Here is a 24,671-nt window from a genome sequence, read left to right on the forward strand (position 1 = left end):
GACTCACCATCTGATCCGGCTCATCGTGTGCCTGATGCCCGGGTGGCTTCCGCCGCCCGGGCATCAGTGCGTCCCCCGTCAGCCCGTCAGCCCGTCAGCCCGTCAGCCCGTCAGGCCATCAGCACGTCAGCGCGTCACGTCGAGGAGCCGCTTCTCGAACCAGTGGGCGGCGTAGACGTTGTCGTCGTAGCGCGGGATCTCGGTGTATCCCGACGCCCGGTACATGGCCTGCGCCTCCCTGAGTGCGGCGTGTGTGTCGAGCCGTACGACCTCGCACCCGCGCTCGACGGCCTGTCGCTCAAGGCCGTCGAGGATCCGCCGCGCGAGGCCCAGCCGCCGGGCCGCTGGGTGCACCCACACATGCCGGATCTCGCCCACACCGGGTTCGAGGCGGCGCAGTGCCCCGCAGCCCACGGGGCGCCCTTCCTCGTACGCGACCAGGAAGGCACCCGCGTCCCCCGACACCTCATGGGGCCGTACGAGGGCGGCGGGGTCGAAGCCTTCCGGGAACCGTTCGTCGATGTCGGCGGCGTACGCGGCGAGGCAGTCGCGCGCGTCTCGGGAGGCGCCGTCGACGAGCTCGACGGTGATCGAGGCCAGCCGCAGCAGCCGCTCGGCAACGGCCACGGCGGCGGTGAGTTCCTCGCGGCGGCCCGCGTCGAGACCGCTCAGCAGTCCTTCGGCCAGCGCGTTGGCCCGCCGGTTCTGCTCCTTGACCTCGACAAGCCCGGCCGGTGTGAGCTCCGCGATCCGCAGCCGGCTGTCGGTGGGATGCACACGCACCCGTACGAGCCCCTGCGCCTCCAGCGCCCGGATCATCCGGCTCAAGTACCCGGCGTCCAGGCCGAGTCGGCTCCGCAGTTCCCGCAGCGAGGCTCCGTCGTCCCCGATCTCGAACAGCAGCCGTGCCTCGCCGAGGGGCCGGTCCTGGCCGAGGTAGTGGTCGTCGAGGACTCCGATGCGCCGGGTGAAGTAGCGATTGAACCGGCGAAGGGCCTTCACATGGTTCGCTGACACTGGCTCCATATTCCTTTGACTTTAGTCAAAGGATTGGGAGGCGTCCATGAGGTGTCCGGCGATCTCCCGCAGCGCATGCGTGGCCCGGCGCTGCAAACCCGGCCCGAACGTGATCCGCGTGGCACCTCGCTCACCGAGCTCGGCGAGGTGTCCGGCGAGCTGCCCGCTGAGCTGTTCGGCGGGTGAGGGGCTGTGGGGCCGGGCGAACACGTTGATCGGCCCCTGGATCCCCGACCGCAGGAGGGGGAGTACGCCGACCGGGGCGCCGATCGGATAGACGCAGTCGGCGCCGGCGGCGACGTACAGCGCGGCCCGCTCGATCACCCGCTCCGGGTTCGAGTCCCCGTACTCGAAGACGTCGATACGGGCGTTGACGAAGAGCTGGTCACCGGCGGCGGACCGCACCTCGGCCAGCCAGTCGGCGTGCTGGGCCGCAACCTTGAGGACACCCCCGTTGGAGTCCTCAAGGTTGCAGCCCACCGCCCCGGTCTCAAGGAGCCGCTCCACCAGCTCCTTGGGGGCGAGCCCGTACCCACCCTCGACGTCCGCGGACACGGGCACGTCGACGGCCCGGACGATCCGCGCGACCGCCGCGAACATCTCGTCGGCGGGCGTGGCCCCGTCCTCGTACCCGAGCGAGGCGGCGACCCCCGCGCTGGGCGTGGCGAGTGCCGGGAACCCGGCGTCCGCGAACACCTGTGCGCTCGCGGCGTCCCAGGGTCCGGGCAGGACCAGCGGGTCGCCCGGGATGCGGCCCCGGTGCAGCGCGCGGAACGTCTCGGCCTTGCTCACCGCGGCGCGCGCCCCGGCGCGATCCGTGGTCACCATTCCGCGTTCTCCCGTGTTCACCATTCCGTGCTTCCCGGGGCGATCCGTCGGGTGACCATCAGCCGATTCCATCCGTTGATGACGGTGATCAGCCCGATGAGATGGGCGAGTTGGGCGTCGTCGAAATGCTGGGCCGCGCGCTCGTACACCTCGTCCGGCACGAAGCCGTCCGTGAGCACGGTGACGGCCTCGGTCAGCGCGAACGCCGCCCGCTCGCGCTCGCTGTAGATGCCCTCGGCCTCCTCCCAGGCGTCGAGGAGCTGGATCCGGTCCTCGTCGACCCCGTGCTTGCGGGCGAGCTCCAGATGCATGTCGAGGCAGAACGCGCAGTGGTTGACCTGCGAGGCGCGGATCATGACCAGCTCGGCGAGAGCCGGGTCCCCGAGCCCCTTCTTCGCGGCGGCACTGAGCCCCTGCATCGCGGTCCGCACCCCGGCGTCCAGGTGAGTCGTGCGCTTCGTGCGCTTCGTGCGCTCCGTGGGTTCCGTGCGCTCCGTGGGTTCCGTGCGCTCCGTGCCCTGGGTGGCCGTCACTTGTACTGCCCGGCCCGGTAGTGCCCGGGCACCAGACGGCAGGTCACGCCGAACCGGTTCCACGCGTTGATCACCGTGATCGCGGCGATCAGCTGGGCCAGCTCGGCCTCCTCGAAGTGCTCGGCGGCCTGCTCGTACACCGCGTCCGGCACGAAACCGTCCGTCAGGACCGTGACCGCCTCGGTCAGCGCGAGCGCCGCGAGCTCCTGCTCCGTGTAGAAGTGCTTCGACTCCTCCCACGCGCTGAGCTGCACGATCCGCTCGACGCTCTCACCCGCCGCGAGCGCGTCCTTGGTGTGCATGTCGAGGCAGAACGCGCAGTGGTTGAGCTGCGAGGCGCGGATCCTCACCAGCTCCAGGAGTACGGGGTCCACGCCCCGCCGGGCCGCCGCGTCGAGCTTGATCATCGCCTTGTAGACGTCGGGGGCGAGCTTGGCCCATGGCAGACGGGGGCTGTGCTCGGGGGCGTACTTCGCGGTCTTGTCGGTCTCGTCGGTCTTCGTGCCCTCGTCGGTGTGGGTGGTCATGTGATCGACTCTAGGAGCGGAATAGCCCAGGGGTATGGTCCATTTCCATGGCAGATACTTGGGCCACTTTGGGGGCCGACGGGGCCGACGGGGTCGACTTCCATCTTGAGCTGACCGGGTCCGGGTCCGGGTCCGGGTCCGGCTCCGGCGTCCGCAAAGGGCTGACGGACGCGCTCCGTGAGGCGGTGCGCAGCGGGCGGCTGGCGCCCGGAACCCGCCTTCCGTCCTCCCGCTCGCTCGCCGCCGACCTGGGCATCGCCCGCAACACGGTCGCCGACGCGTACGCCGATCTCGTCGCCGAGGGCTGGCTCACCGCGCGCCAGGGCTCGGGCACGAGCGTGGCCGAGCGGACGGTCGTGCGGCCGGTCCCGGAGGCGGCGCCGCGCAGCAGACGCGAGCAGGGGCTCCCCGCGTACAGCCTCGTCCCGGGCAGCCCGGACCTTGCCTCCTTCCCGCGCACCGCGTGGCTCAAGTCGGCCCGCCGCGCGCTGACCGCCGCGCCGTACGATGCCCTCGGCTACGGCGATCCGCGCGGCCGCCCCGAACTGCGCGCCGCCCTCGCGGGCTACCTCTCCCGGGCCCGGGGCGTACGGGCCGACCCGGACCGCATCGTGATCTGCTCCGGCATCTCGGACGGGCTGACGCTGCTCGGCGCGGTGCTGCGGGCGCGGGGGCTGCGGTCCCTCGCGGTGGAGTCGTACGGGCTGGACGTCCACTGGAACCTGCTGCACCGCTCGGGGTTGCGTACGACGCCGCTCCCTTTCGATGAACTCGGCACGCGCCCGGGCGACTTGGCGGGCCTGCGAGCGGTCCTGCTGACCCCCGCGCACCAGTTCCCCATGGGGGTGCCGCTCCATCCGGACCGCCGGGCCGCCGTCGTGGACTGGGCCCGGCGTACCGGTGGGCTGATCCTGGAGGACGACTACGACGGCGAGTTCCGCTACGACCGTCAGCCGGTCGGAGCGCTCCAGGGCCTGGACCCCGACCGCGTGGTCTACCTGGGCACCGCCAGTAAGTCCCTGGCACCCGGGCTGCGGCTGGGCTGGCTGGTGCTGCCGACGTCGCTCGCGGCCGAGGTCGCGTCACTGAAGGGCGGGGGAGGGTGGTCCACCGGGGCCCTGGATCAGCTGACCCTCGCCGAATTCATCACGTCCGGCGCGTACGACCGCCACGTCCGTGCCGCCCGGCTCCGCTACCGCCGTCGCCGGGACGCCCTCGTGGCCGCCCTCGCCGCGCGTGCGCCCGCCGTTCACGCCACGGGTATCGCGGCCGGGCTCCACGCGGTCCTCCAACTTCCCGCGGGTACCGAACAGTCGGTGGTGCGGGCGGCGGCCTGGCAGGGCCTGTCCCTCGAAGGCCTCTCCCGCTACCGACACCCCGACGCCGTCCCCGACTCCCTCGACGCCCTGGTGGTCGGCTACGGCACACCACCGGACCACGCCTGGTCGGGAGCCCTGGACGCCTTGTGCCGAACACTCCCTTGACCCCGCGGCGTTTCTCGCCCCCGCCGCCCCTACCCGTCCCATCCCGTTCCTGGGGCTCCGCCCCAGACCCCGTGGGTTGTGTTTTGGCTGCGGGTGGGTGGGGGCTGGTCGCGCAGTTCCCCGCGCCCCTTAAAGGCACCCGGGGCGGGCCGGCGGTTGTTTAGGGGCGCGGGGAACTGCGCGAGCAACCCCCACCGCCCCGCACCCGACGAACAACCCCAGTCTTTTCAGGGGCGCGGGGAACTGCGCAATCTTTTAGGGGGGTCTGGGGGCGCAGCCCCCAGGGATGGGACGGGTAGGGGCGGCGGGGGCGAAGAAACCTCACGTCCCCTCGCCTGGCGCCTCCCCGAACCGTGCCAACGCCAACGCCCCCACCACAGCCACCACAAACCCAAGAACCGCCAGCCACTCCAGCCCCTCCCGCGTACGGTCCCCCAGCCACACCACCCCCACCAGCGCAGGCCCAATGGTCTCCCCGATGACCAACCCGGCGGTAGCCGTCGTCACCGACCCCCGCTGCAACGCCGAGGTAAGCAGCAAGAACGCCGCCCCTCCACCGATCAGCAGCGCATACGTCGCCGGATTACCCAGCAACGCCCCCGGATCAAGGTCGTCAATGAGCCGCACCGACACCTCGACCACCCCGAACCCGAACCCGGCCCCCAGCCCCAGCGCAAGCGGCCGCCCCCGCTCGGGCAACCGCCCACCCACGAAGCTCAGCAGCAGCACGGCGACCGCGGTCGCCAACATCGCGTACTTCAACTCCGTGGACCCGGCCCGTTCCCCTTCCGTGCCGGACGCCAGCCCCAGCATCCCGAGCCCGGCGCACACCACCCCCACCGCACCCCACTCGACCCGGCTCAGCCGCACCTTCAGCAGCCGCGAGGCAACCACCGCGGTCACCGCGAGACTCGCGGCGAGCGCCGCCCCGACCGCGTAGATAGGAATGGACCGCAGCGCGGCGATCTGCAGCAGAAACCCGACCCCGTCCAGTGCGAGCCCCGCCAGATACCGCCACTGCCGCAGTGCCCGCAGCAGCAGCGCCGCGTCGCCGCCCGTCCCGCTGTCGGCCGCCGCGCGCGCGGCCATCGCCTGCAACACCGTCGCCGTACCGAAACAGACCGACGCACCAAGGGCGCACATCATTCCAAAGAGCACGAAGTGACTGTAGGGGACGGTGTATCGCGGGGGGCCACTGCGCACCTGCCGAAAGCGATCTCTAATGTGATCGCCTGCGGTAAGCGAATGAACTGACATGAGCTGAACCGCGCTGAACCGATCTCAACACACCAATCTCCACACCAATCGCAACTGAACTGAACTGATCGACGGGGGAACGGACATGGCGGACACTCGACGGCAGCTGCGCTCGGGCACGGTCGTCCTCGGCGGCATGGGACTCCTCGCGGCGGCGCTCACCGCCTGCTCCTCGGACGCCGACAAGCGCTGCGTCGACCGCGACAGCTACAACCTCACCAAGGGCTACAAGACCGTCGCCGACAAGAACTGCAAGTCCACCAAGACGTCAGTCAACGGCGCCTGGTACTACGGCGGCAAGAAGAAGAGCGGCTGGGTCGACGGCGGCTCCTTCACCAAGCCCAGCAAGGGATCCGGCAGCTCCGGCGGCACCCACAAGAGCGTCGACCGCGGCGGCTTCGGCAGCGGCAAGGGCAGCTCGGGCGGCTGACCCCACGACGCCCCGGACCTGTAACCCCAGGACGTCCCCGGACCCGTAAGCCCAGGACGCGATCGGACCCGTACGCCATGGAACGCCGCACCATCACCCCCCGCCCCGGCTGGCAGCAGACCGTCGAGGAACAGGGCCTCATCTACCCGCTCACCCGCTACCCCGACGACTCCCTGCGCCCCTACTGGGACGAGAGCGCGTACTACGTCTTCTCGCTCCCCGAGGTGGAGGCGCTGGAGGAGGTCGTCGAGGAACTGCACCGCATGTGCCTGGCGGCGGCCGAGCACATCGTCAGCGCGCACCGCTTCGCCGACCTCGGCATCACCGAACCGCGCGTCGCGGAACTCGTCGCCGAGGCCTGGCACCGCCGTGCCGAACTCCCCTCCGTCTACGGCCGTTTCGATCTCCGCTACGACGGCACGGGCCCCGCGAAACTCCTTGAGTACAACGCCGACACCCCCACATCGCTGGTCGAGGCCGCGTCGCCCCAGTGGTTCTGGATGGAGGACCGCTTCCCGGGCGCCGACCAGTGGAACTCCCTCCACGAACGCCTCGTCGCCACCTGGAAGAAGCAGGCCGCCCTCCTGCCACCCGGCAGCCCCCTCTACTTCGCGCACTCCGCCGCCGACGAACTCGGCGAGGACCTGATGACGGTCGCCTATCTCAAGGAGACCGCCGAACAGGCCGGCCTCGACACCGACTGGATCTCGATGGAGGAGATCGGCTGGGACCCCCTCTCCGGCCGCTTCGTCGACAACCAACTCCGCTTCATCCGCAGCTGCTTCAAGCTCTACCCCTGGGAGTGGCTCACCACCGACCGCTTCGCCGACCACGTCCTGGACACCCTCGACAACGGCGGCGGCACGGGCAGCACCCTGTGGATCGAGCCCGCCTGGAAGATGCTCCTCTCCAACAAGGCCCTCCTCGCCATCCTCTGGGAGCTCTACCCGGACCACCCGAACCTCCTCCCGGCCTACCTCGACGGCCCACGCGAACTGGCCTCCACCAAGGGATACGTCTCCAAGCCACTCCTCGGCCGCGAGGGCGCCGGGGTGACGGTCCACGAGCCGGGCGCCGCCTCTGCGGCACCCGTCGAAGAGCCCTGCTGCTACCAGGAGTTGGCGCCCCTTCCCTCCTTCGACGGCAACCGTGTCGTCCTCGGCGCCTGGGTCGTCGAGGACGAGTCGGCGGGCCTCGGCATCCGCGAGTCCTCCGGCCTGATCACCGACGAGTACGCCCGCTTCCTGCCGCACGTGATCCTTTAGCCACCGGGTCCGGCATCCGAGGGCCTAGGCCCCCAGTACGTCCCGGAGTTGGGCGAGCCCCCAGTCCAGGTCCTCCTTGCTGATGACCAGGGGCGGAGCGATCCGGATCGTGACACCGTGGGTGTCCTTGACGAGGACGCCCCGGTCCATCAGCTTCTCGGAGATCTCCCGGCCCGAGCCGTACGCCGGAGCGATGTCGACGCCCGCCCACAGCCCGCGCCCGCGCACCTCCGTGACATGGCCCGTGCTTGCCAGCAGACCCAGCTCGTGGTGCAGATGCTCACCGAGCTCCGCGGCCCGCCGCTGGTACTCGCCCGACCGCAGCATCGCGATCACCTCCAGCGCCACCGCACAGGCCAGCGGATTCCCCCCGAACGTCGACCCGTGCTCCCCGGGCCGGAACACCCCGAGCACGTCCCGGTCGGCCACCACCGCCGACACGGGTACGACCCCTCCTCCCAGCGCCTTGCCCAGCACATACACATCCGGCACGACCCCCTCGTGCTCACACGCGAAGGTCTTCCCCGTCCTGCCGAGCCCCGACTGGATCTCGTCGGCGATGAACAGGACGTTCCGCTCGCGGGTCAGCTCCCGCACCCCCGCCAGATATCCGGGCGGCGGCACCAGCACCCCCGCCTCGCCCTGGATCGGCTCCAACAACACGGCGACCGTCTCCTCGGTGACCGCCTCCCGCACCGCCGCCAGATCCCCGTACGGCACGATGTCGAAGCCCGGCGTGTACGGCCCGAAGTCCGCCCGTGCCTCCGGGTCCGTGGAGAAGCTGATGATCGTCGTCGTACGGCCGTGGAAGTTGTCGCTCGCCACGACGATCCTCGCTCTCCCGTCCGGGACGCCCTTGACCCGGTACCCCCACTTCCGGGCCGTCTTCACCGCGGTCTCCACCGCCTCCGCGCCCGTGTTCATCGGCAGCACCATGTCCTTGCCGCACAGCGACGCCAGCTCCCGGCAGAAGTCCGCGAACCGGTCGTGATGGAACGCCCGCGACGTCAGCGTCACCCGCTCCAGCTGCGCTTTCGCCGCGTCGATCAGCCGCCGGTTGCCGTGTCCGAAATTCAGCGCCGAGTATCCGGCCAGCAGGTCGAGGAAACGGCGCCCCTCGACATCTGTCATCCAGGCCCCGTCCGCCGTCGCCACGACGACCGGCAGCGGGTGGTAGTTGTGCGCGCTGTGCGCCTCGGCCGAGGCGATGAACGCCTCCGTCGTCTCCGTAGCAGTCACGGGATCTCCGTTCCTTGACGAGCGGCACCAGGGGAGTGGTGGGTGCGTTTGTGGCCTATTTCCTATCGTCGCTCGCATGGTGGACTGGGGAACCCGGCGATCCGGCGCGCCCGGTAGGCTGACGGCGGGGCCGTGACTGGCGCGCTGGGATGGGACCGACCATCGGGGAGCGGCCCCTGCAACTGTGTGCCGTGCGCCTGGGCCGACCCGTGAACGCTGAACGCCACGTCCGGAGGCCGTCATGCCAGAGCCCCTTTCCACCGAGTCCACCGCCTTCCGCAGCGCCCTCGAAGTGATCCGGGCCGTGGAGCCCCGCGTCGCCGACGCCATCAGCCAGGAAATCGCCGACCAGCGCGACATGCTGAAGCTGATCGCGTCCGAGAACTACGCCTCCCCGGCGACCCTCCTGGCCATGGGCAACTGGTTCAGCGACAAGTACGCCGAAGGCACCGTCGGCCGCCGCTTCTACGCCGGCTGTCGCAACGTCGACATCGTCGAGGCCCTCGCCGCCGAGCACGCCCGCGAACTCTTCGGCGCCGAGCACGCCTACGCCCAGCCGCACTCCGGCATCGACGCCAACCTGGTCGCCTTCTGGGCCGTCCTCGCCCAGCGCGTCGAGGCCCCCGCCCTGGAGCGAGCCGGCGTCCGCAACGTCAACGACCTCACCGAGGCCGACTGGGCCCAGCTCCGCCGCGACCTCGGCAACCAGCGCATGCTCGGCATGTCCCTGGACGCCGGCGGCCACCTCACCCACGGCTTCCGCCCGAACATCTCCGGCAAGATGTTCGACCAGCGCTCCTACGGCACCGACCCCACCACCGGCCTCATCGACTACGAGGCCCTGCGCACCTCCGCCCGTGATTTCAAGCCGCTGATCATCGTCGCCGGCTACTCCGCCTACCCCCGCCTGGTGAACTTCCGCATCATGCGGGAGATCGCCGACGAGGTCGGCGCGACCCTCATGGTCGACATGGCCCACTTCGCCGGTCTCGTCGCCGGCAAGGTCCTCACCGGCGACTTCGACCCGGTCCCGCACGCCCAGATCGTCACCACCACCACGCACAAGTCGCTCCGCGGCCCGCGCGGCGGCATGGTGCTCTGCGACGAGACCCTCGCCGAGCAGGTCGACCGCGGCTGCCCGATGGTCCTCGGTGGCCCCCTCCCGCATGTCATGGCCGCCAAGGCCGTCGCGCTCGCCGAGGCCCGCCGCCCCGAGTTCCGCGACTACGCCCAAGCCGTCGTCGACAACTCCCGCGCCCTCGCCGAGGGACTGATGCGCCGCGGCGCCACCCTGGTCACCGGCGGCACCGACAACCACCTCAACCTGATCGACGTCGCCTCCTCCTACGGCCTCACCGGCCGCCAGGCCGAGTCCGCACTGCTCGACTCGGGCATCGTCACCAACCGCAACGCCATTCCCGCCGACCCCAACGGCGCCTGGTACACCTCCGGCATCCGCATCGGCACGCCCGCGCTGACCACCCGTGGTCTGGGCACGACCGAGATGGACGAGATCGCCGGCCTGATCGACCGTGTCCTCACCGCCGCCGAGCCCGGCAGGACCGCCAAGGGCAGCCCGTCCAAGGCCCAGCACGTCCTGGACCCGAAGATCTCGGACGAGATCGCCCACCGCGCCACCGACCTGCTCACCGGCTTCCCGCTCTACCCGGAGATCGACCTCGGCTGACGCACCCCACCGGGGACCGCTCGCCAGGCCCTCGACTCCTGAGGTGCCTTGGGGTGTCCAGAGGTTCTTGGATCCTCGGGCTCCCAGGCGCTCGGCTTCTCGGCTCCCTACAGGTCGATCAGCTCCTGTCGTGGTTCCCGCGGCGGTCCGGCAGTCTCATGCCGGGCCGCCGCGCGGCGTATCAGTAGAGTGCCGCCGGCGCCGATCACCAGGCCCATGGCGAGCCCGGACATCGCCCACCCCGCTCCGTCCGTCAGACCCTGCTCCCCGGCCGTCCCCGAATCGCTCGCGGAGCCGAACAGTTCCCCGCGCCGCGCCAACTCGTCGAACACCGAGCGCGGCGCGCGATGCCAGCGGATGTCGTCGTCCTCCACGTCGGGCGAAGGATCCGACCGCACCCAGGGCGTGCCGTCCGCCGCGAGGAACACCTGGTCCTGGCGCTCGATGGCGACATCGCCGCCGGGCGGTCTGCTGGTCTGCGGCCAGCCTCCGACACCGGTCAGCCCCCAGACCACCGTGGCCCGAACCTTCGGGAAGCGGCCGGCCTCCCAGGCCGTGGGCACTCTCTCCGTCCCCGTGTACATGGGTGCCAGCAATCGCCAGAGCCGCACGAAGTCCTCTCCACCGGAGTGCAGGGCGACCGTCCGCCCCGAGTCACCGGCCACGACCAGGGCCAGATCCGGCATGTCACGCCGAGCGTCCTGCTCCGACGCCTGCGCCCGAGACGCGCCGAGCACGGTCAGCACCACCACGGCGAGCACTGCCAGCCGAACATCCACCTGTCTGACCCGGATCCCCATCCGTCCCCCTCCCGCGTCCGTGTCCCTGCATCACCGTGTCGCTGCATTCCGGCGTCTCTCTGGCCCTCTGTCCCTCTGTGTCCCGTCATTCGTCCCGCAACTCCTGCCGAGGCTCCGCCTCGCCCTCGCGCCGGCCCAGAAACTGAGCCCCCGGCACCCCGGCGACCAGGGGCCGCAACAACAGGGCCAGCACGGCTCCGGCCGCCGCCCCCGGTATTGCCCACCACCAGTCGGTGCCGTCATCGGTCGTCGCCGCGGTCGTGGTGCGGAGCCGCTCGGCCGGTGTGGGCGTGGGTGCAGGCACGGTGGAGGTGTCCTCCGTGGTCTGCCAGGGCGCCGGGTAAATGGCCCCGGGACCCTCACCCGACGACTTGCCCATCACGCCGAGCTTCTTGAACAGGGCCCGCACCTGGGCCGGTTGCCCGGCCCTGTGCCAGTAGCCGTTCATCGACTGCGGCACCTGGGTCGCCGTGTGTATCCAGACCTCCTTGCTTCCCGGCGTGTCCGGGTAGACGCGGTCGACGCGCCAGGGCGACACGTCGTGCATCAGCCACGTGACATTGATCTGCCGGCCGCTGCCCACGCCCAGCCCCGGTGGCTCCTCGCGTGTACCCGAGCTCGGATCGCCCAGCAGGCGCATCAACTTCCCGTACTCCTCGTCCGAGTAGTACAACGCCGTGCTCTCCGCGCTCTCCGGCGAGACCACCAGCACACTCGTCGGGCCGCCGGCCATCGCGGACGGTGCGCCCAGCAGCACCGCCGCGAAGGCCACCGCCAACGCCCCCATCGCTGCGAGCAGTTCACGAAGCCTGTTCATCCGAACCCCCAGTCGGCCGGTCGATCCACGTGCGGTTCGCCCGCACGCCGTGTGTCACTTCTGGTACACCGCTCGACCCGCCGGGGTTCCCATTCCGCACCGACCAAAATTCCCGCTGCTTCGGCGACCGAAGTCCCTGCTAGTTCAGCGACTTCGCTATCTCCACCGCCCGCGCTTTCGACGCCACCCCCTCAAGGCGGAGGGTCACGTCACCCCCGTGCATCCACAGCAGCGTGGGCCCCGCGGTCCGCTCGGAGCGGGTGAAGCGGTCGCCGTGCGCGTCGATGAGCCAGAAGCTCAGCAGATGCGGCTTCGGAAACCAGAGCGCCTGGTTGCCGTAGTCCTCGGCTTCCCCCAGCGGCACCCATTGCGGCGGTTCCCGCACCGTCTTGGAGAAGCCGACGTCGAGGCTCGCCGGATACTCGTCCAGCCGGACCGTGTGCCCATGCCCATCCCCGCGCCAGCACAGACTCATCAGGAGCCGCCCCTTCGGCTCGCGCGTCACCGTCACCGCGTCCGGCACCCCGAGGGCGTCGGGCACGAGGGGCGCGAACCCGGCCCGCCGCCCGGCCTGCGCCAGTGTCAGCGAAGGGCCGCACCCCTGCACCCGGGCTCCGGACGAGGGCACCGCCGACGGGTCGTACCGCACCTCGACCCCGCCGAAGCCGAACCAGTCGACGACCGCGGCGCGCACCGGAGGCGTGAGCACGAGGACCATCAGCACACCACACAGGCCCGCGGTCAGCGCGCGCCAGCGCAGCCGCGCCCAGCGGCGCACCGACCGCAGCCGCTCGCCGGGTCCCGGCGGCTCGGGCACCGGCGCAGGGAGCCGCTCGGCGAGTATCTGCTCCAGCACCCGCTCGACCATCGACTCGCTCCCGGCCGCCCCGGCCCGGTCCAGCGACCGCCCGAGCGCCCGCAACTCCGCCGGCAGCCGGGAGACGCCCTCACGAGCACGCCGGCCCCGGTCACCGGAAGGCTCCGTGCCCTCCGTGCCCTCCGCGTCTCCCGTGCCCCCGCCCTCGTACGACTCACTCATGCTCATCACCTCCTTCCCGGGATTCCTGATGCTCCCCGGGCTCGAAGCCCGGCAGCAGGCGGCCCAGCTTGCGCAGGGCGCGGTTGAGGCGGGATTTCACCGTGCCGCGTGGCCAGCCCAGGGCCTGGGCCGTCTCCGGTTCGTCCATCTCCAGGAGATAGCGGTACGTGACGACGAGGCGGTGCTCCTCGCTCAACTGCTCCAGGGCGGTCAGCAGTGCCGCGCGGCGCTCTATCTCCAGCGCCGCGACCGCCGGGTCCGCCGATTCCGGTATCAGCGGCTCCGCCTCGGCGAACGCGGCCTCCCGGCCGGCCAGCGTCCGCTGGCGCACCGCCGTCCGCACTGTGTTCCTCGTCTCATTGGCGACGATCGAGAGCAGCCACGGCTTGAACGCCGCGCCGTCCCGAAAGCGCCCCAGCGAGCAGTACGCCTTGATGAAGGCCTGCTGCACCACGTCCTCCGCGTCCGCACCTGCCCCGAGCGCCCTGGCCGCCCTGATCGCGATGCCCGTATGAGCACGGACCAGCTCCGCGTACGCCTCCGGCTCACCGGCGCGTACGCGTGCGATCACCACGGCCTCGTCGACGACGATGCGGCCCCCCTCCCGCGTCCTCACACTCTTGCTACACCGCCCGAGGCCGATCGGTTCCCACCTCTGTCACATCTCTTTCCGACCAGTTCCGGACCGGGCCCCCGCACCTGAGAGAATGGTGAGCATGGCCTCTGATCGTCCCCGCGTGCTCTCCGGAATCCAGCCCACAGCAGGCTCGTTCCACCTCGGCAACTACCTCGGCGCCGTCCGCCAGTGGGTGGCTCTGCAGGAGTCCCACGACGCGTTCTACATGGTCGTCGACCTGCACGCGATCACCCTTCCGCAGGACCCCGCGGACCTGCGCGCCAACACCAGGCTCGCCACCGCGCAGCTGCTGGCCGCCGGTCTCGACCCGGAGCGCTGCACGCTGTTCGTGCAGAGTCACGTCCCCGAGCACGCCCAGCTCGCCTGGGTCATGAACTGCCTCACCGGCTTCGGTGAGGCGAGCCGCATGACCCAGTTCAAGGACAAGTCCGCCAGGCAGGGCGCCGACCGCGCCTCCGTGGGCCTCTTCACGTATCCGATCCTGCAGGTCGCGGACATCCTGCTGTACCAGGCCAACGAGGTCCCGGTCGGTGAGGATCAGCGCCAGCACATCGAGCTCACGCGCGACCTCGCCGAGCGTTTCAACGGCCGCTTCGGCCAGACGTTCACGATCCCGAAGCCGTACATCCTCAAGGAGACGGCGAAGATCTTCGATCTCCAGGACCCGTCGATCAAGATGAGCAAGTCGGCGTCGACTCCGAAGGGCCTCATCAACCTGCTCGACGATCCGAAGACGACCGCCAAGAAGGTCAAGAGCGCGGTCACCGACACGGACACCGTCATCAGGTATGACGCGGCGGAGAAACCGGGTATCAGCAACCTGCTGACCATCTACTCGACCCTCACCGGAACCGGTATCCCGGAACTGGAGCAGAAGTACACCGGCAAGGGCTACGGTGCGCTCAAGACGGACCTCGCCGAGGTCATGGTCGACTTCGTGACGCCGTTCCGGGAGCGCACCCAGCAGTATCTGGACGACCCGGAGACGCTCGACTCGATCCTGGCCAAGGGCGCCGAGAAGGCGCGTGCCGTCGCCGCGGAGACGCTCTCCCAGACCTACGACAAGGTCGGCTTCCTGCCCGCCAAGCACTGACCGCCGAGACCACTGCCGTACTGACAGCCGACACGCTGTCGTACGGCAGCGGTGCGGCAGCCCCTACCACAGCCCGTTCGGCATTCAGTACGAGACGAGCGCGACACTCGTACGGCAGCCGACAACGGGCCGCACCGCCGTACAGTCGAAAGCCGAACAGACCGGGCAGCCACCCCTGCCCGCGCGGAAACACCGCACCACCGCACCATCGATCAACGACAGGAGACGACGTGGGGACCGTAACGATCGGCGTGTCGATCGCGGTCCCGGAGCCTCACGGCAGCCTGCTCCAGGAGCGGCGCGCGGGCTTCGGCGACCCCGCGGCTTCCGGCATCCCCACGCACGTCACCCTGCTGCCGCCGACGGAGGTCGACGACTCGGCACTGCCGGCGATCGAGGCGCATCTCGTCGAGGTCGCGGCCACCGGGCGCCCCTTCCCGATGCGGCTGTCCGGCACGGGCACCTTCCGCCCACTGTCGCCCGTCGTGTACGTCCAGGTCGTCGAGGGCGCCGAGGCCTGCACCTGGCTGCAGAAGCAGGTCCGGGACGCGTCCGGTCCCGTCGCGCGCGAGCTGCACTTCCCGTACCACCCGCACGTCACCGTGGCGCACGGCATCGACGACGAGGCGATGGACCGCGCCTACGAGGAGCTGTCCGCGTACGAGGCCGAGTGGCCGTGCACCGGATTCGCGCTCTACGAGCAGGGCGCGGACGGGGTCTGGCGCAAGCTTCTCGAGTTCGCCTTCGGCGGCGCCGTGGTGCCCCCACAGGCGGGCGCGCCCGAGCGGGGCACCACACTGCCGGCTCTCTAGGACGACCGTCTGCGCGGTCCGTGCGTACTGCCGTCTGCGCGGCTGTTCGTGCGACCGCCGACTCGATCCTTCCGTACGACCCCGTCCGCGGTACGTACGTCAGATCGGCAGCCGGCGGAACAACGGTCGCGGTACGTGCCGCAGCGCCGACATCACCAGCCGCAGCGACCCTGGCGCCCACACCGTTTCCGACCGGCGGCGCAGCCCCGTCTCCACGGCCGTCGCGACCGCCTCCGGGGTGGTGGCCAGCGGTGCCTGCGGCAGGCCCGCCGTCATCTTCGTACGGACGAATCCGGGGCGTACGACCATCACGTGCACGCCCGTGCCGTGCAGCGCGTCGCCGAGGCCCTGGGCGAAGGCGTCCAGGCCCGCCTTGCTGGAGCCGTAGATGAAGTTGGAGCGGCGGGCCCGCTCGCCGGCGACCGAGGAGAGCACCACCAGGGAGCCGTGGCCCTGTGTCTGGAGCGCCCGCGCGCACACCAGGCCGGCGGACACCGCGCCCGTGTAGTTGGTCTGCGCGACCCGTACGGCCTTCAGGGGCTCCTTCTCGTCCTGTGCCTGGTCGCCGAGCACCCCGAACGCCAGCAGCACCATGTCGATGTCGCCCTCGGCGAAGACCTTGCCGAGCACGGTCTCGTGGGACTCGGAGTCGAGGGCGTCGAAGGGGACGGTACGGGCGTCCGCGCCCATCTCGCGCAGCTGCTCGGCGGCACGCTCCAGGGCGGGCGACGGGCGTCCCGCGAGCCACACCGTGCGGGTGCGCCGGACGATCAGGCGGCGCGCGGTGGCCAGCGCGATCTCGGACGTGCCGCCGAGGATCAGCAGGGACTGGGGGATACCGAAGGCGTCCTTCATGACAGCTCCTCCTTCATAAGGGCTCGTGGAGCCGACTTCACGACAGCTCCTGGAGCCGACTACAGACCGAGGCGGCGGGACAGGTCCGAGGTGAAGACTCCCCGGGGGTCCAACTCCTGCCGCAGGGAACGGAATTCGCCGAGTCGCGGATACATCTCGGCCAGCAGCTCGGGCCGCAGCCGCGCGTCCTTGGCGAGGTACACCCGGCCGTCGGCCCCCGCCACCTCCGTGTCCAGCTCGTCGAGGAAGGTGCCGAGGCCTGGCAGGTTCGCGGGGATGTCCAGGGCGAGGGTCCAGCCGGGCATCGGGAAGGACAGCCAGCCCGGATCGCCCTCTCCGAAGCGCTTCAGGACGGCGAGGAAGGACGGGCAGCGGTGCTGCGAGATCTTTCCGACGATCCGCCTGAGCGCCTCCTCCTGCCCGTAGCCGACGACGAACTGGTACTGGACGAAGCCGCCCCGCCCGTAGATCCGGTTCCAGTGCGGCACCCCGTCGAGGGGGTGGAAGAAGGTGGAGATCTTCTGCAGTTCACCGGCACGCGCGCGTGGTGCCTTTCGGTACCAGAGCTCATTGAAGAGGCCCACGGTCGCACGCCCCAGGAGCCCCTCCGGCACGAAGGCGGGCGCGGACGGGAACTGCGCGGGGCGGAACACCAAGGGGTGTCTACGCGCGCGTGGCGGCAGCGCGTCCAAAGAGGCGTGCTCCCCGCGGGTCAGCACCGAGCGCCCCATCGACGCCCCGCGCGCGAGCAGGTCGATCCAGGCGACCGAGTACCGGTAGTGGTGGTCCGTGGCGGTGAGGCGGGCCATCAAGTCGTCCAGGTCCGCCGCGCGTTCCGTGTCGACGGACATCAGGGAGGTCTCGACGGGCTGGAGCCGGACGGTCGCCGTGAGGATCACGCCGGTCAGGCCCATGCCGCCCGCCGTGGCGTCGAAGAGGGGCGTGCCGCGGCCGACCGTGCGGATCCCGCCGTCCGCCGTCAGCAGCTCGAAGGAGAGGACGTGCCGGGCGAACGAGCCCGACACATGGTGGTTCTTGCCGTGGATGTCCGCGCCGATCGCGCCGCCGACGGTCACATAGCGGGTCCCGGGGGTGACCGGCACGAACCAGCCCAGCGGCAGCAGCACTTCCATCAGCCGGTGCAGTGAGACGCCCGCGTCGCACAGCACGGTTCCGCCGTCCGCGTCGATCGCGTGGATCCGGTCGAGGCCCGTCATGTCGAGCACGGCCCCGCCCGCGTTCTGCGCGGCGTCCCCGTAGGCCCGGCCGAGCCCCCGGGGGATGCCTCCACGCGTCCCGCACTCCCGGACGGCGGCCACCGCCTCCTCGTAGGTGCGCGGGCGGACCAGACGGGCGGTGGTCGGGGCGGTGCGGCCCCAACCGGTGACGGAGACGGCGTCGGCAGGCATGACCGTGACCGTAGCGCCGGTAAGGGTGCATAACGTCGCAATCTAACCGGCCCTCACGGGTCCTCACCGAAATGGGTGATTAATGGGATGTCGTCATAGATTGCCGTAATTCTGCGACCGCTCCCTAGAAGAGTGAGATCACATGGACGACATTGACGACCATGACGGCATGGACCGACGGCTTGGCGACGTCGGCCACCGACTTGATGGCATGGACCGCCAACTTGAAGACATGGATCGCCGACTGCTGTCGGCCCTCCACGAGTGGGGCACGGATCCGCGCGTCGCGGCTGCCGCGCGCGCCCTGTCCTGGAGCGGGGAGCACGGCGCACTGTGGGTCGCGGCGGGGCTCGCCGGGGCGGCCGTCGACCGTGAACGGCGCGGAGCGTGGTTGCGCGCTACGGCGCTCACCACCACCGCGCATCTCGCGAGCATGGCGGTGAAACGGATCGTGCGCCGTCCGCGCCCCGCGCACGTGGTGCCGCTGGTGCGCACGGCCGGACAGCACTCCTTCCCGAGTTCGCACGCCACCTCGGCGGCGGCCGCCGCGGTCGCGTACGGCGCGCTCGGCGTGCACGTCGTCCCCCCGCTCGCCGCCGCGATGTGCGTCTCGCGGATGGTCGTCGGCGTCCACTACCCCTCGGACGTCGCCGCGGGCGCCGCCCTGGGCGCCCTCACGGCCCGCCTGGGCGCCCGCTGGATCGGGGTCGGCCATGACTGAGCGCACGGCACTCCTGGAGCGCACACCGGCCGCTCCCGCGCCCGCGGTGAGCCTCACCGGCCTGGTCCGTGGCCTGGTCAGGACCGCGCGCCCCCGCCAGTGGGTGAAGAACGTGCTGGTCGTGGCCGCACCCGCCGCCGCGGGCCAGCTCTTCGCCCGGAACGCGCTCACCCAACTGGCACTCGTCTTCGCGCTGTTCACGGCCTGCGCCTCCGCCGTGTATCTGATCAACGACGCCCGGGACGCCGCCGCCGACCGCGCCCATCCGGTCAAGCGCCACCGCCCGGTCGCCGCCGGCCAGGTGCCCGTCCCGGTCGCGTACGCCGTCGGGGGCGCCCTCGCGCTCCTCGCGCCCACCGCCGCCGCCTGGTTCTGCTCGCCGGCCGTCGCCGCGCTGCTCACCGCGTACATCGGCATGCAACTGGCGTACTGCGTCAGCCTGAAGCACGTCCTGGTCGTCGACCTCGTCGTCGTCACGACCGGGTTCCTGATGCGCGCGATGATCGGCGGTCTCGCCCTCGGCATCCCGCTCTCGCGCTGGTTCCTGATCACCACCGGCTTCGGGGCGCTGTTCATGGTCTCGGCGAAGCGTTACTCCGAGGCCGTGCAGATGGCCGGGAAAGCGGGCGCCACGCGCGCGTTGCTCACCGAGTACACCACCGGCTACCTGCGCTTCGTCTGGCAGCTGGCCGCCGGGGTCTCCGTCCTCGGCTACTGCCTGTGGGCCCTGGAGGAGGGCGGTGTGCCCAGCACCGGCGTGCTGCCCTGGCGGCAGTTGTCGATGGTCGCCTTCATCCTGGCCATCCTGCGGTACGCCGTCTTCGCCGACCGGGGCACCGCGGGCGAGCCCGAGGACGTGGTCCTGCGCGACCGCGCGCTCGCGCTCATCGGGCTGGTGTGGCTGGCGATGTACGGGCTCGCGGTGGCGAACTGGTGAGCGTCGCCCAGAAACCGGTTGCCCCAGGGGCGGCGGCCCAGGAACCGGTTGCCCGGCAACCGGTTTCGCGCAGCCCGCTCGCCCGGAGCCCGTTCGCCCGCAGCCGGTTCGCCCGGAGTCCGCTCGCCCGGGAACTCCTCGGCTTCGCCACCGCCGGAATCCTCGCCTACGCCGCCGACCTCGGCCTCTTCGTGTGGCTGCGCGGACCAGTGGGCCTCGACCCGCTCACCGCGAAGGCGCTGAGCTTCGTGGCGGGGTGTTCGGTGGCATACGCGGGCAACGCGCTCGGCACCTACCGGCACACGACCACACGGGGCCCGCGCCAGTACGTGATCTTCTTCGCGGTGAACATCGCGGGCGCCCTCGTCCAGTTGCTGTGCATCGCCCTCAGCCACTACGGCCTCGGGTTCACCTCGCAGCGCGCGGACACGGTCTCCGGCGCCGGAATCGGAATGGCGCTCGCCACTGTCCTGCGTTTTTGGGGTACCCGGACATTGGTCTTCCGAGGAGTTCGAGGCGTTCGAGGTGGTCGGGGCGAGGGCAGAGTCGGATCATGGACTGGCTGAAGAAGCTTCCCGGAGTGGGCCCCCTCGTCGCCCGCCTGATGGCCACGCACGCGTGGCAGTCGTACGAGCGTCTGGACCGGGTGAAGTGGACCCGGCTCGCGGCGGCGATGACCTTCATCAGCTTCGTGGCGCTCTTCCCGCTCCTGACCGTCGCCGCAGCGATCGCGGCCGCCACGCTGAGCAGCAGCCAGCAGAAGGACCTCCAGGACAAGCTCGCCGAGCAGGTGCCGGGCATCTCCGACCAGCTGGACATCAACGGCCTCGTCCAGAACGCCGCCACGATCGGTCTCATCGCGGGCGCCGTCCTGCTGGTCACCGGCATCGGCTGGGTCGGCTCGATGCGGGAGTGTCTGCGCGCGGTCTGGGAGCTGCCCGACAGCGAGGAGAACGCCCTCCTGCGCAAGGTCAAGGACGCCGGCGTACTCGTCGGACTCGGCGGCGCCGTGCTCCTCACCATCGCGGTCTCCACCGTCGCGTCCACGACGGTCGGCTGGACGGCCCGGGAGCTCGGCATCGACGAGAACGGCTGGGGGAGCGTGCTGCTGCGGGCCGCCGCGTTCACCGTCGCCGTACTCGCCGACTTCCTGATCCTGCTGTACGTCCTCACCCTGCTGCCCGGCGTCCAGCCGGCGCGGCGTCGGCTGATCGTCGCCGCGCTGATCGGCGCCGCCGGGTTCGAGCTGCTCAAGCTGCTGCTCAGTGGCTATATGAGGGGCGTCGCGTCGAAGAGCATGTACGGCGCCTTCGGGGTGCCGATCGCACTGCTGCTGTGGATCAACTTCACCGCGAAGCTGCTGCTGTACTGCGCCGCCTGGACGGCGACGCAGCCGCGGCCGCGGGCGCAGGGCGACGAGGAGCCCGCCGCCGTCAGCGGCGGCGGCGCATCAGATCCGGCAGCGGCCACCGGCGGTTGATCAGGAAGGCGCCGGCCGCCAGCAGCACGAGGAGTCCGCCGGTGATGGCCAGCGCGATGCCGATGCCGCTCGAACCGCCCTGCGCGTCGGAGGCGGCGGCCACCGGCTTCGTGGACGCGTTGTCCTTGCCCGAACCGCCCGACGGCTTCGCGCCCGGCTGCGCGCTCGTCTCCACGCCCTTCGGCGGCACCAGCTCACCCACCGGCTCGACCTTGCCCGCGGCCTTGAAGCCCCAGTCGAAGAGCCGCGCGGTCTCCTTGTAGACCTCGTTGTGCTCGTTCTTCTCCGGGTTCATGACCGTGACGAGCAGCACCTTGCCGTCGCGTTCGGCGACGCCGGTGAAGGTGGCGCCCGCGTTGGTGGTGTTGCCGTTCTTGACGCCCGCGATGCCCTGGTAGGTGGAGATGTCGCTGTCGCCCGTCAGCAGGCGGTTGGTGTTCTGGATCTCGAAGGACTCCCGGGTCTTCTTGCCCTTCTTGTTTTTCGTGCTCTCGCCCGGGAACTTCGCCCGCACCGTCGAGCAGTACTCCCGGAAGTCCTTCTTCTGCAGCCCGGAGCGGGCGAACAGCGTCAGGTCGTACGCCGACGACACCTGGCCCTTCGCGTCGTAGCCGTCCGGGCTGACCACGTGCGTGTCGAGGGCCTGGAGCTCCTCGGCATGCGCCTGCATGTCCTTGACCGTCTGGTCGACGCCCTTGTTCATCGCGGACAGCACATGTACGGCGTCGTTGCCGGAGCGCAGGAAGACGCCGAGCCACAGGTCGTGGACCGTGTAGGTCTCGTCCTCCTTTATGCCCACCATGCTGGAGCCCGCGCCGATGCCCGCCAGGTCGGAGGAGGCCACCTTGTGCTCGGTGCTCTTCGGGAACTTCGGCAGCAGGGTGTCGGCGAACAGCATCTTCAGGGTGCTCGCCGGGGGCAGCCGCCAGTGCGCGTTGTGGGCGGCCAGGATGTCGCCGGACTCCGCGTCCGAGACGATCCAGGAGCGTGCGGTGAGGTCCTTGGGCAGTACGGGGGCGCCGGCGCCGAGGGTCACCTGGGTTCCGGCCTCGCCGAGCCGTTCGCCGCCGACGGTCGACATGTTCGCCGGGGGTGTGGCCGACGGGGTCGTGGTCGGGGTCGCTGTCGCTGTGGGGCTCGCGTCCGCGAACGCGGGTACGGGCGCGGTGAGCGAAAGGGCCAACAGGGTGGCGGAAGTGACCAGCAAGGATCGCTTGACGGTCTTTTTGGTGGCGGGCACGGTCGAGAAAGTACAGGGATCGGGTCGGGAAGTCCCATCAGCCTTTCGGGGAGTCCCCTCGCCCTCCACACCCCGGCGCCGGGTCCCGGTAGGCGACGGCGATACTGAACCCATGAAGCTCAGCCGCCCCGTGTCCTGGTTCCTGCTCGCCTTCGGGGTGTGGAGCTGGGTCATTTGGGTCACTTTCATCAAGAATTTGTTCAAGGACGGCAGCGGGCTCGCGTTCGACGACGCGGGCAGTCCGACGGCGTACCTCTGGGTGCATCTGACGCTCGCCGTCGTCTCCTTTGTGTTGGGGACGGTCGTCGGGTGGATCGGGTTGCGCGGGGTGCGCGCTTTGCGCCAGACGTCATAGCGGGGGATACGGCGCCATGGTCATCGTTTTCGTGCTGGCGGGCGTAGCTGCGCTGGCCGTGCTCGGGGGGCTGCACTGGTATGCCTGGCGGCGGCTGGTGCGGGACACGACGGCCGGGCCGGGGGTGGTCCGGCGGGCGGGTGCGGTGGTTTTTGCCGCCGGGCCGCTGTTGATGTTCGGCGCTGTCGCGAGTGAGCGCGGTGGGGCGCCGTTCTGGGTTCAGCGGGTGCTGGCCTGGCCCGGGTTTCTGTGGATGGCGCTGGCGATCTATCTGGTGCTGGCGCTGGTGGTGGGGGAGCTCGTACGGCCGGTCGTGCGGTGGGTTGTCGAGCGGCGTGCGCGGGTTGTCGAGCGGCGTGCGGTGAGTGGGGGTGCCGCGCCCGCCGTTGTGGTGGGGGCGGGGCCGCGCCGGGGTATCCGTCCTCGGTCTGGCGCGGAATCGGTCGGCCTTCAAGGAGCCGGCGTTGACGCGCCATCCGCTGCGGGCGGACACCCCGGCACGGCCCCTCCGGTCGGATTGGCGGGTGCGGGCCGTCTCCCATCGGCGGAGGGTTCCTCCCGGCCGCTCCCGTCGGCGGAGGGAGCGTCCCGGCCTCTCCCGTCGACGGAGGGATCCTCCCGGCGGCTCTTCGTCTCCCGGGTGGTGGGTGGGGCCGCTGCGGCTGCCGCCGTGGGGACTGTGGGGTACGGGACGTACGGGGTTCTGCGGGGGCCTCGGGTGAAGCGGGTCACCGTGCCGCTGGCCAAGTTGCCGCGCTCTGCTCATGGGTTCCGGATCGCTGTTGTCAGTGACATTCATCTGGGGCCTGTGCTCGGGCGTGGCTTCGCGCAGAAGGTCGTTGACACCATTAACTCGACGCAGCCCGATCTCATCGCCGTGGTCGGGGATCTGGTCGACGGCAGCGTGAAGGATCTGGGACCGGCGGCCGCGCCTCTCGCTCAGCTTCGGGCGCGGCACGGGGCGTTCTTCGTGACCGGTAATCACGAGTATTTCTCCGGGGCCGCGCAATGGGTCCGGGAAGTGCGGGAGCTGGGGATCCAGCCTCTGGAGAACGCGCGTACCGAGGTGGCCGGATTCGATCTCGCCGGCGTGAATGACGTACAGGGAGAGAGTGAGGGGCAGGGGCCCGACTTCGGGAAAGCCCTGGGGGATCGGGATGCCTCACGCGCGTGCGTGCTTCTCGCGCATCAGCCTGTGCAGATTCATGAGGCCGTGCGGTACGGGGTCGATCTTCAGCTGTCGGGGCACACCCATGGCGGGCAGTTGTGGCCGGGGAATTTCATCGCCGCGGCCGCCAATCCGACGCTCGCGGGGCTGGAGCGGTACGGGGACACCCAGTTGTACGTCTCCCGGGGTGCGGGGGCCTGGGGGCCGCCGACGCGGGTGGGTGCCCCCTCGGACATCACCGTCGTGGAGCTGGCCTCCAGGGAAGCCTGAGCGTGGGGGACTGGGCCGGGTTCACGCCTCGTACTCGGTGAGGTCGATGGTGTGGACGTGCAGCGGAAAGCCGTACACCGGGTGTGCCGTCTCGCGTTCCGGCTTCATGCCGAGCTTGCGGATGATGTTCTCGGAGGCGTCGTCGCCCATCCGGCTGATGCTGATGACGCGGTCGAGGCCACGGTCCTGGAGCGCGAACTCCAGCGTGGCCTGGGCGGCTTCGGACGCGTAGCCCTGGCCCCAGAACGGTGAGCCGAGCCGCCAGCTGATCGCCACGGCGGGCAGGACCTCCGGCAGGAACTCGGGCACGGACAGGCCCACGACGCCGGCCAGCTCGCCGGAGGCCAGCAGTTCCACGGCGAAGAGGCCGAAGCCCTCCTCGTCCCATTCCTCTTCCCAGCGCTCGATGTCCTCCGCCGTCTGGTCCAGGTCGCGGAGCGAGCCGTCGTCGATCCAGCGCATGACCTGGGGGTCCGCGTTGATGTCCGCCATAGGTGCGAGGTCGTCGTCGTACCAGCGGCGGAGGAGGAGACGGGGGGTGTGGATCTCGGTCATGGCGCCCATCCTGCCTGATGGGTGCGACAGAGGGCCGACGGCTGGTGAGGGTTGTGGAGACGACCTTCGGAGAAGCCTGAGGATTAGCTGTGAAACAGGCTTGAAATGATCGTTTCGATCGCCTCGGACCACTCTTCCGGAAGCTCTTCCCCCACCTGAAACTCCTGTGGTTAGGTGATCCGCGTCACTAGGGGAGTGACGTGCGGTGGGCCTGGG

26 protein-coding genes and 1 riboswitch are annotated in these 24,671 nt (G+C 70.6%); of the genes, 12 read left to right on the top strand and 14 right to left on the bottom strand.

All coding sequences use genetic code 11. The features are described 5' to 3' along the window. Positions 1 to 126: 126 nt before the first annotated feature. From OG975_RS29525 to OG975_RS29540, 4 genes are all read right to left on the bottom strand, one after another. Positions 127 to 1,026: a GNAT family N-acetyltransferase gene (locus tag OG975_RS29525; protein ID WP_406332399.1), complete on the bottom strand. Its 900-nt coding sequence runs from the start codon at positions 1,024 to 1,026 to the stop codon at positions 127 to 129. A 12-nt stretch (positions 1,027 to 1,038) separates the two neighbouring features. After that, complete coding sequence (locus tag OG975_RS29530) at positions 1,039 to 1,845, bottom strand: isocitrate lyase/phosphoenolpyruvate mutase family protein (protein ID WP_406332400.1); 807 nt, start codon at positions 1,843 to 1,845, stop codon at positions 1,039 to 1,041. Positions 1,846 to 1,862: 17 nt separating this feature from the next. Further along, complete coding sequence (locus tag OG975_RS29535; protein WP_406336518.1) at positions 1,863 to 2,264, bottom strand: carboxymuconolactone decarboxylase family protein; 402 nt, start codon at positions 2,262 to 2,264, stop codon at positions 1,863 to 1,865. A 110-nt stretch (positions 2,265 to 2,374) separates the two neighbouring features. After that, positions 2,375 to 2,905 carry a carboxymuconolactone decarboxylase family protein gene (locus OG975_RS29540; RefSeq protein WP_406332401.1) on the bottom strand — a complete coding sequence of 177 codons (531 nt, stop codon included), beginning with the start codon at positions 2,903 to 2,905 and terminating at the stop codon, positions 2,375 to 2,377. 47 nt (positions 2,906 to 2,952) lie between these two features. Here OG975_RS29540 and OG975_RS29545 point away from each other — a divergent pair, with 47 nt between their 5' ends. Then, complete coding sequence (locus OG975_RS29545; RefSeq protein WP_406332402.1) at positions 2,953 to 4,389, top strand: PLP-dependent aminotransferase family protein; 1,437 nt, start codon at positions 2,953 to 2,955, stop codon at positions 4,387 to 4,389. 321 nt (positions 4,390 to 4,710) lie between these two features. On the opposite strand, the gene OG975_RS29550 is transcribed toward OG975_RS29545, so the two are convergent. Continuing rightward, positions 4,711 to 5,535, bottom strand: coding sequence for a hypothetical protein (locus OG975_RS29550; RefSeq protein WP_406336520.1), 825 nt, complete (start codon positions 5,533 to 5,535; stop codon positions 4,711 to 4,713). A 196-nt stretch (positions 5,536 to 5,731) separates the two neighbouring features. Between OG975_RS29550 and OG975_RS29555 the strand changes: the two genes are divergently transcribed. Continuing rightward, positions 5,732 to 6,076, top strand: coding sequence for a hypothetical protein (locus OG975_RS29555; RefSeq protein WP_406332404.1), 345 nt, complete (start codon positions 5,732 to 5,734; stop codon positions 6,074 to 6,076). 77 nt (positions 6,077 to 6,153) lie between these two features. Next, complete coding sequence (locus OG975_RS29560; RefSeq protein WP_406332406.1) at positions 6,154 to 7,341, top strand: glutathionylspermidine synthase family protein; 1,188 nt, start codon at positions 6,154 to 6,156, stop codon at positions 7,339 to 7,341. A 24-nt stretch (positions 7,342 to 7,365) separates the two neighbouring features. Here OG975_RS29560 and rocD read toward each other — a convergent pair whose 3' ends face one another. Beyond that, entirely contained in the window at positions 7,366 to 8,658 is a 1,293-nt protein-coding gene (rocD, locus tag OG975_RS29565; RefSeq protein WP_406332408.1) for an ornithine--oxo-acid transaminase, read from the bottom strand. Positions 8,659 to 8,702: 44 nt separating this feature from the next. Beyond that, a riboswitch (ZMP/ZTP riboswitch) is annotated at positions 8,703 to 8,790 on the top strand. 31 nt (positions 8,791 to 8,821) lie between these two features. Here rocD and OG975_RS29570 point away from each other — a divergent pair. Next, entirely contained in the window at positions 8,822 to 10,267 is a 1,446-nt protein-coding gene (locus OG975_RS29570) for a glycine hydroxymethyltransferase (RefSeq protein WP_406332409.1), read from the top strand. A gap of 107 nt (positions 10,268 to 10,374) precedes the next feature. On the opposite strand, the gene OG975_RS29575 is transcribed toward OG975_RS29570, so the two are convergent. The 4 genes from OG975_RS29575 to OG975_RS29590 all read right to left on the bottom strand — a co-directional run bounded on the left by OG975_RS29575 (position 10,375) and on the right by OG975_RS29590 (position 13,539). Further along, positions 10,375 to 11,067 carry a hypothetical protein gene (locus tag OG975_RS29575; protein WP_406332411.1) on the bottom strand — a complete coding sequence of 231 codons (693 nt, stop codon included), beginning with the start codon at positions 11,065 to 11,067 and terminating at the stop codon, positions 10,375 to 10,377. An 85-nt stretch (positions 11,068 to 11,152) separates the two neighbouring features. Beyond that, positions 11,153 to 11,884: a hypothetical protein gene (locus OG975_RS29580; protein ID WP_406332412.1), complete on the bottom strand. Its 732-nt coding sequence runs from the start codon at positions 11,882 to 11,884 to the stop codon at positions 11,153 to 11,155. A 139-nt stretch (positions 11,885 to 12,023) separates the two neighbouring features. Continuing rightward, positions 12,024 to 12,923 (bottom strand): hypothetical protein, encoded by a 900-nt coding sequence (locus tag OG975_RS29585; RefSeq protein WP_406332414.1) that lies wholly within the window; start codon positions 12,921 to 12,923, stop codon positions 12,024 to 12,026. Next, positions 12,916 to 13,539: an RNA polymerase sigma factor gene (locus OG975_RS29590; RefSeq protein ID WP_406332416.1), complete on the bottom strand. Its 624-nt coding sequence runs from the start codon at positions 13,537 to 13,539 to the stop codon at positions 12,916 to 12,918. Before OG975_RS29590 ends, OG975_RS29585 begins: the two co-directional genes overlap by 8 nt. Positions 13,540 to 13,639: 100 nt before the next feature. On the opposite strand from OG975_RS29590, the gene trpS reads away from it, so the two are divergent. Both trpS and OG975_RS29600 read left to right on the top strand, forming a co-directional pair. Continuing rightward, a complete protein-coding gene (gene trpS, locus OG975_RS29595; protein WP_406332417.1) occupies positions 13,640 to 14,653 on the top strand; it encodes a tryptophan--tRNA ligase in 1,014 nt (337 codons plus the stop codon). A gap of 230 nt (positions 14,654 to 14,883) precedes the next feature. Continuing rightward, positions 14,884 to 15,465, top strand: coding sequence for a 2'-5' RNA ligase family protein (locus tag OG975_RS29600; protein ID WP_406332419.1), 582 nt, complete (start codon positions 14,884 to 14,886; stop codon positions 15,463 to 15,465). A gap of 99 nt (positions 15,466 to 15,564) precedes the next feature. Here the strand turns inward: OG975_RS29600 and OG975_RS29605 are convergent, their stop codons facing one another. Together OG975_RS29605 and OG975_RS29610 are read right to left on the bottom strand one after the other, a co-directional pair. Continuing rightward, entirely contained in the window at positions 15,565 to 16,320 is a 756-nt protein-coding gene (locus tag OG975_RS29605) for a decaprenylphospho-beta-D-erythro-pentofuranosid-2-ulose 2-reductase (protein WP_406332421.1), read from the bottom strand. Between the two features lie 59 nt (positions 16,321 to 16,379). Further along, positions 16,380 to 17,729 (bottom strand): FAD-binding protein, encoded by a 1,350-nt coding sequence (locus OG975_RS29610; protein ID WP_406332422.1) that lies wholly within the window; start codon positions 17,727 to 17,729, stop codon positions 16,380 to 16,382. 232 nt (positions 17,730 to 17,961) lie between these two features. Between OG975_RS29610 and OG975_RS29615 the strand changes: the two genes are divergently transcribed. From OG975_RS29615 to OG975_RS29630, 4 genes are all read left to right on the top strand, one after another. Then, positions 17,962 to 18,450 (top strand): phosphatase PAP2 family protein, encoded by a 489-nt coding sequence (locus OG975_RS29615; RefSeq protein ID WP_406332423.1) that lies wholly within the window; start codon positions 17,962 to 17,964, stop codon positions 18,448 to 18,450. Continuing rightward, positions 18,443 to 19,387 carry a decaprenyl-phosphate phosphoribosyltransferase gene (locus OG975_RS29620; RefSeq protein ID WP_406332425.1) on the top strand — a complete coding sequence of 315 codons (945 nt, stop codon included), beginning with the start codon at positions 18,443 to 18,445 and terminating at the stop codon, positions 19,385 to 19,387. The genes OG975_RS29615 and OG975_RS29620 overlap by 8 nt, the downstream gene beginning before the upstream one ends. Before the next feature lie 158 nt (positions 19,388 to 19,545). Next, a complete protein-coding gene (locus tag OG975_RS29625) occupies positions 19,546 to 19,953 on the top strand; it encodes a GtrA family protein (protein ID WP_406336521.1) in 408 nt (135 codons plus the stop codon). Then, complete coding sequence (locus tag OG975_RS29630; RefSeq protein WP_406332427.1) at positions 19,941 to 20,867, top strand: YihY/virulence factor BrkB family protein; 927 nt, start codon at positions 19,941 to 19,943, stop codon at positions 20,865 to 20,867. The genes OG975_RS29625 and OG975_RS29630 overlap by 13 nt, the downstream gene beginning before the upstream one ends. On the opposite strand, the gene OG975_RS29635 is transcribed toward OG975_RS29630, so the two are convergent. Continuing rightward, on the bottom strand, positions 20,821 to 22,107 hold the full coding sequence (locus OG975_RS29635) for a D-alanyl-D-alanine carboxypeptidase family protein (protein ID WP_406332428.1): 1,287 nt from the start codon (positions 22,105 to 22,107) through the stop codon (positions 20,821 to 20,823). The two genes, OG975_RS29630 and OG975_RS29635, sit on opposite strands and share 47 nt — an antisense overlap. Before the next feature lie 112 nt (positions 22,108 to 22,219). On the opposite strand from OG975_RS29635, the gene OG975_RS29640 reads away from it, so the two are divergent. Together OG975_RS29640 and OG975_RS29645 are read left to right on the top strand one after the other, a co-directional pair. After that, positions 22,220 to 22,462 carry an SCO4848 family membrane protein gene (locus tag OG975_RS29640; protein ID WP_406332430.1) on the top strand — a complete coding sequence of 81 codons (243 nt, stop codon included), beginning with the start codon at positions 22,220 to 22,222 and terminating at the stop codon, positions 22,460 to 22,462. Positions 22,463 to 22,478: 16 nt separating this feature from the next. After that, positions 22,479 to 23,900 (top strand): metallophosphoesterase, encoded by a 1,422-nt coding sequence (locus OG975_RS29645; RefSeq protein WP_406332431.1) that lies wholly within the window; start codon positions 22,479 to 22,481, stop codon positions 23,898 to 23,900. A 21-nt stretch (positions 23,901 to 23,921) separates the two neighbouring features. Here OG975_RS29645 and OG975_RS29650 read toward each other — a convergent pair whose 3' ends face one another. Next, complete coding sequence (locus OG975_RS29650; RefSeq protein ID WP_406332433.1) at positions 23,922 to 24,455, bottom strand: GNAT family N-acetyltransferase; 534 nt, start codon at positions 24,453 to 24,455, stop codon at positions 23,922 to 23,924. Positions 24,456 to 24,671: the final 216 nt, after the last annotated feature.

Source organism: Streptomyces sp. NBC_00203, from assembly GCF_045206325.1.
Taxonomy (GTDB): domain Bacteria; phylum Actinomycetota; class Actinomycetes; order Streptomycetales; family Streptomycetaceae; genus Streptomyces; species Streptomyces lutosisoli.

Bases quoted from the DNA above. Each gene is read 5' to 3' on its own strand.
- OG975_RS29545 (WP_406332402.1), top strand. From the start codon at position 2,953: ATGGCAGATACTTGGGCCACTTTGGGGGCCGACGGGGCCGACGGGGTC.
- OG975_RS29550 (WP_406336520.1), bottom strand. From the start codon at position 5,535: ATGATGTGCGCCCTTGGTGCGTCGGTCTGTTTCGGTACGGCGACGGTG.
- OG975_RS29540 (WP_406332401.1), bottom strand. From the start codon at position 2,905: ATGACCACCCACACCGACGAGGGCACGAAGACCGACGAGACCGACAAG.
- OG975_RS29580 (WP_406332412.1), bottom strand. From the start codon at position 11,884: ATGAACAGGCTTCGTGAACTGCTCGCAGCGATGGGGGCGTTGGCGGTG.
- OG975_RS29640 (WP_406332430.1), top strand. From the start codon at position 22,220: ATGAAGCTCAGCCGCCCCGTGTCCTGGTTCCTGCTCGCCTTCGGGGTG.
- OG975_RS29555 (WP_406332404.1), top strand. From the start codon at position 5,732: ATGGCGGACACTCGACGGCAGCTGCGCTCGGGCACGGTCGTCCTCGGC.
- OG975_RS29575 (WP_406332411.1), bottom strand. From the start codon at position 11,067: ATGGGGATCCGGGTCAGACAGGTGGATGTTCGGCTGGCAGTGCTCGCC.
- OG975_RS29630 (WP_406332427.1), top strand. From the start codon at position 19,941: ATGGACTGGCTGAAGAAGCTTCCCGGAGTGGGCCCCCTCGTCGCCCGC.
- OG975_RS29525 (WP_406332399.1), bottom strand. From the start codon at position 1,026: ATGGAGCCAGTGTCAGCGAACCATGTGAAGGCCCTTCGCCGGTTCAAT.
- OG975_RS29605 (WP_406332421.1), bottom strand. From the start codon at position 16,320: ATGAAGGACGCCTTCGGTATCCCCCAGTCCCTGCTGATCCTCGGCGGC.
- OG975_RS29530 (WP_406332400.1), bottom strand. From the start codon at position 1,845: ATGGTGACCACGGATCGCGCCGGGGCGCGCGCCGCGGTGAGCAAGGCC.
- rocD (WP_406332408.1), bottom strand. From the start codon at position 8,658: ATGCGAGCGACGATAGGAAATAGGCCACAAACGCACCCACCACTCCCC.
- OG975_RS29615 (WP_406332423.1), top strand. From the start codon at position 17,962: ATGGATCGCCGACTGCTGTCGGCCCTCCACGAGTGGGGCACGGATCCG.
- OG975_RS29610 (WP_406332422.1), bottom strand. From the start codon at position 17,729: ATGCCTGCCGACGCCGTCTCCGTCACCGGTTGGGGCCGCACCGCCCCG.
- OG975_RS29570 (WP_406332409.1), top strand. From the start codon at position 8,822: ATGCCAGAGCCCCTTTCCACCGAGTCCACCGCCTTCCGCAGCGCCCTC.
- trpS (WP_406332417.1), top strand. From the start codon at position 13,640: ATGGCCTCTGATCGTCCCCGCGTGCTCTCCGGAATCCAGCCCACAGCA.
- OG975_RS29620 (WP_406332425.1), top strand. From the start codon at position 18,443: ATGACTGAGCGCACGGCACTCCTGGAGCGCACACCGGCCGCTCCCGCG.
- OG975_RS29585 (WP_406332414.1), bottom strand. From the start codon at position 12,923: ATGAGTGAGTCGTACGAGGGCGGGGGCACGGGAGACGCGGAGGGCACG.
- OG975_RS29645 (WP_406332431.1), top strand. From the start codon at position 22,479: ATGGTCATCGTTTTCGTGCTGGCGGGCGTAGCTGCGCTGGCCGTGCTC.
- OG975_RS29535 (WP_406336518.1), bottom strand. From the start codon at position 2,264: ATGCAGGGGCTCAGTGCCGCCGCGAAGAAGGGGCTCGGGGACCCGGCT.
- OG975_RS29650 (WP_406332433.1), bottom strand. From the start codon at position 24,455: ATGACCGAGATCCACACCCCCCGTCTCCTCCTCCGCCGCTGGTACGAC.
- OG975_RS29560 (WP_406332406.1), top strand. From the start codon at position 6,154: ATGGAACGCCGCACCATCACCCCCCGCCCCGGCTGGCAGCAGACCGTC.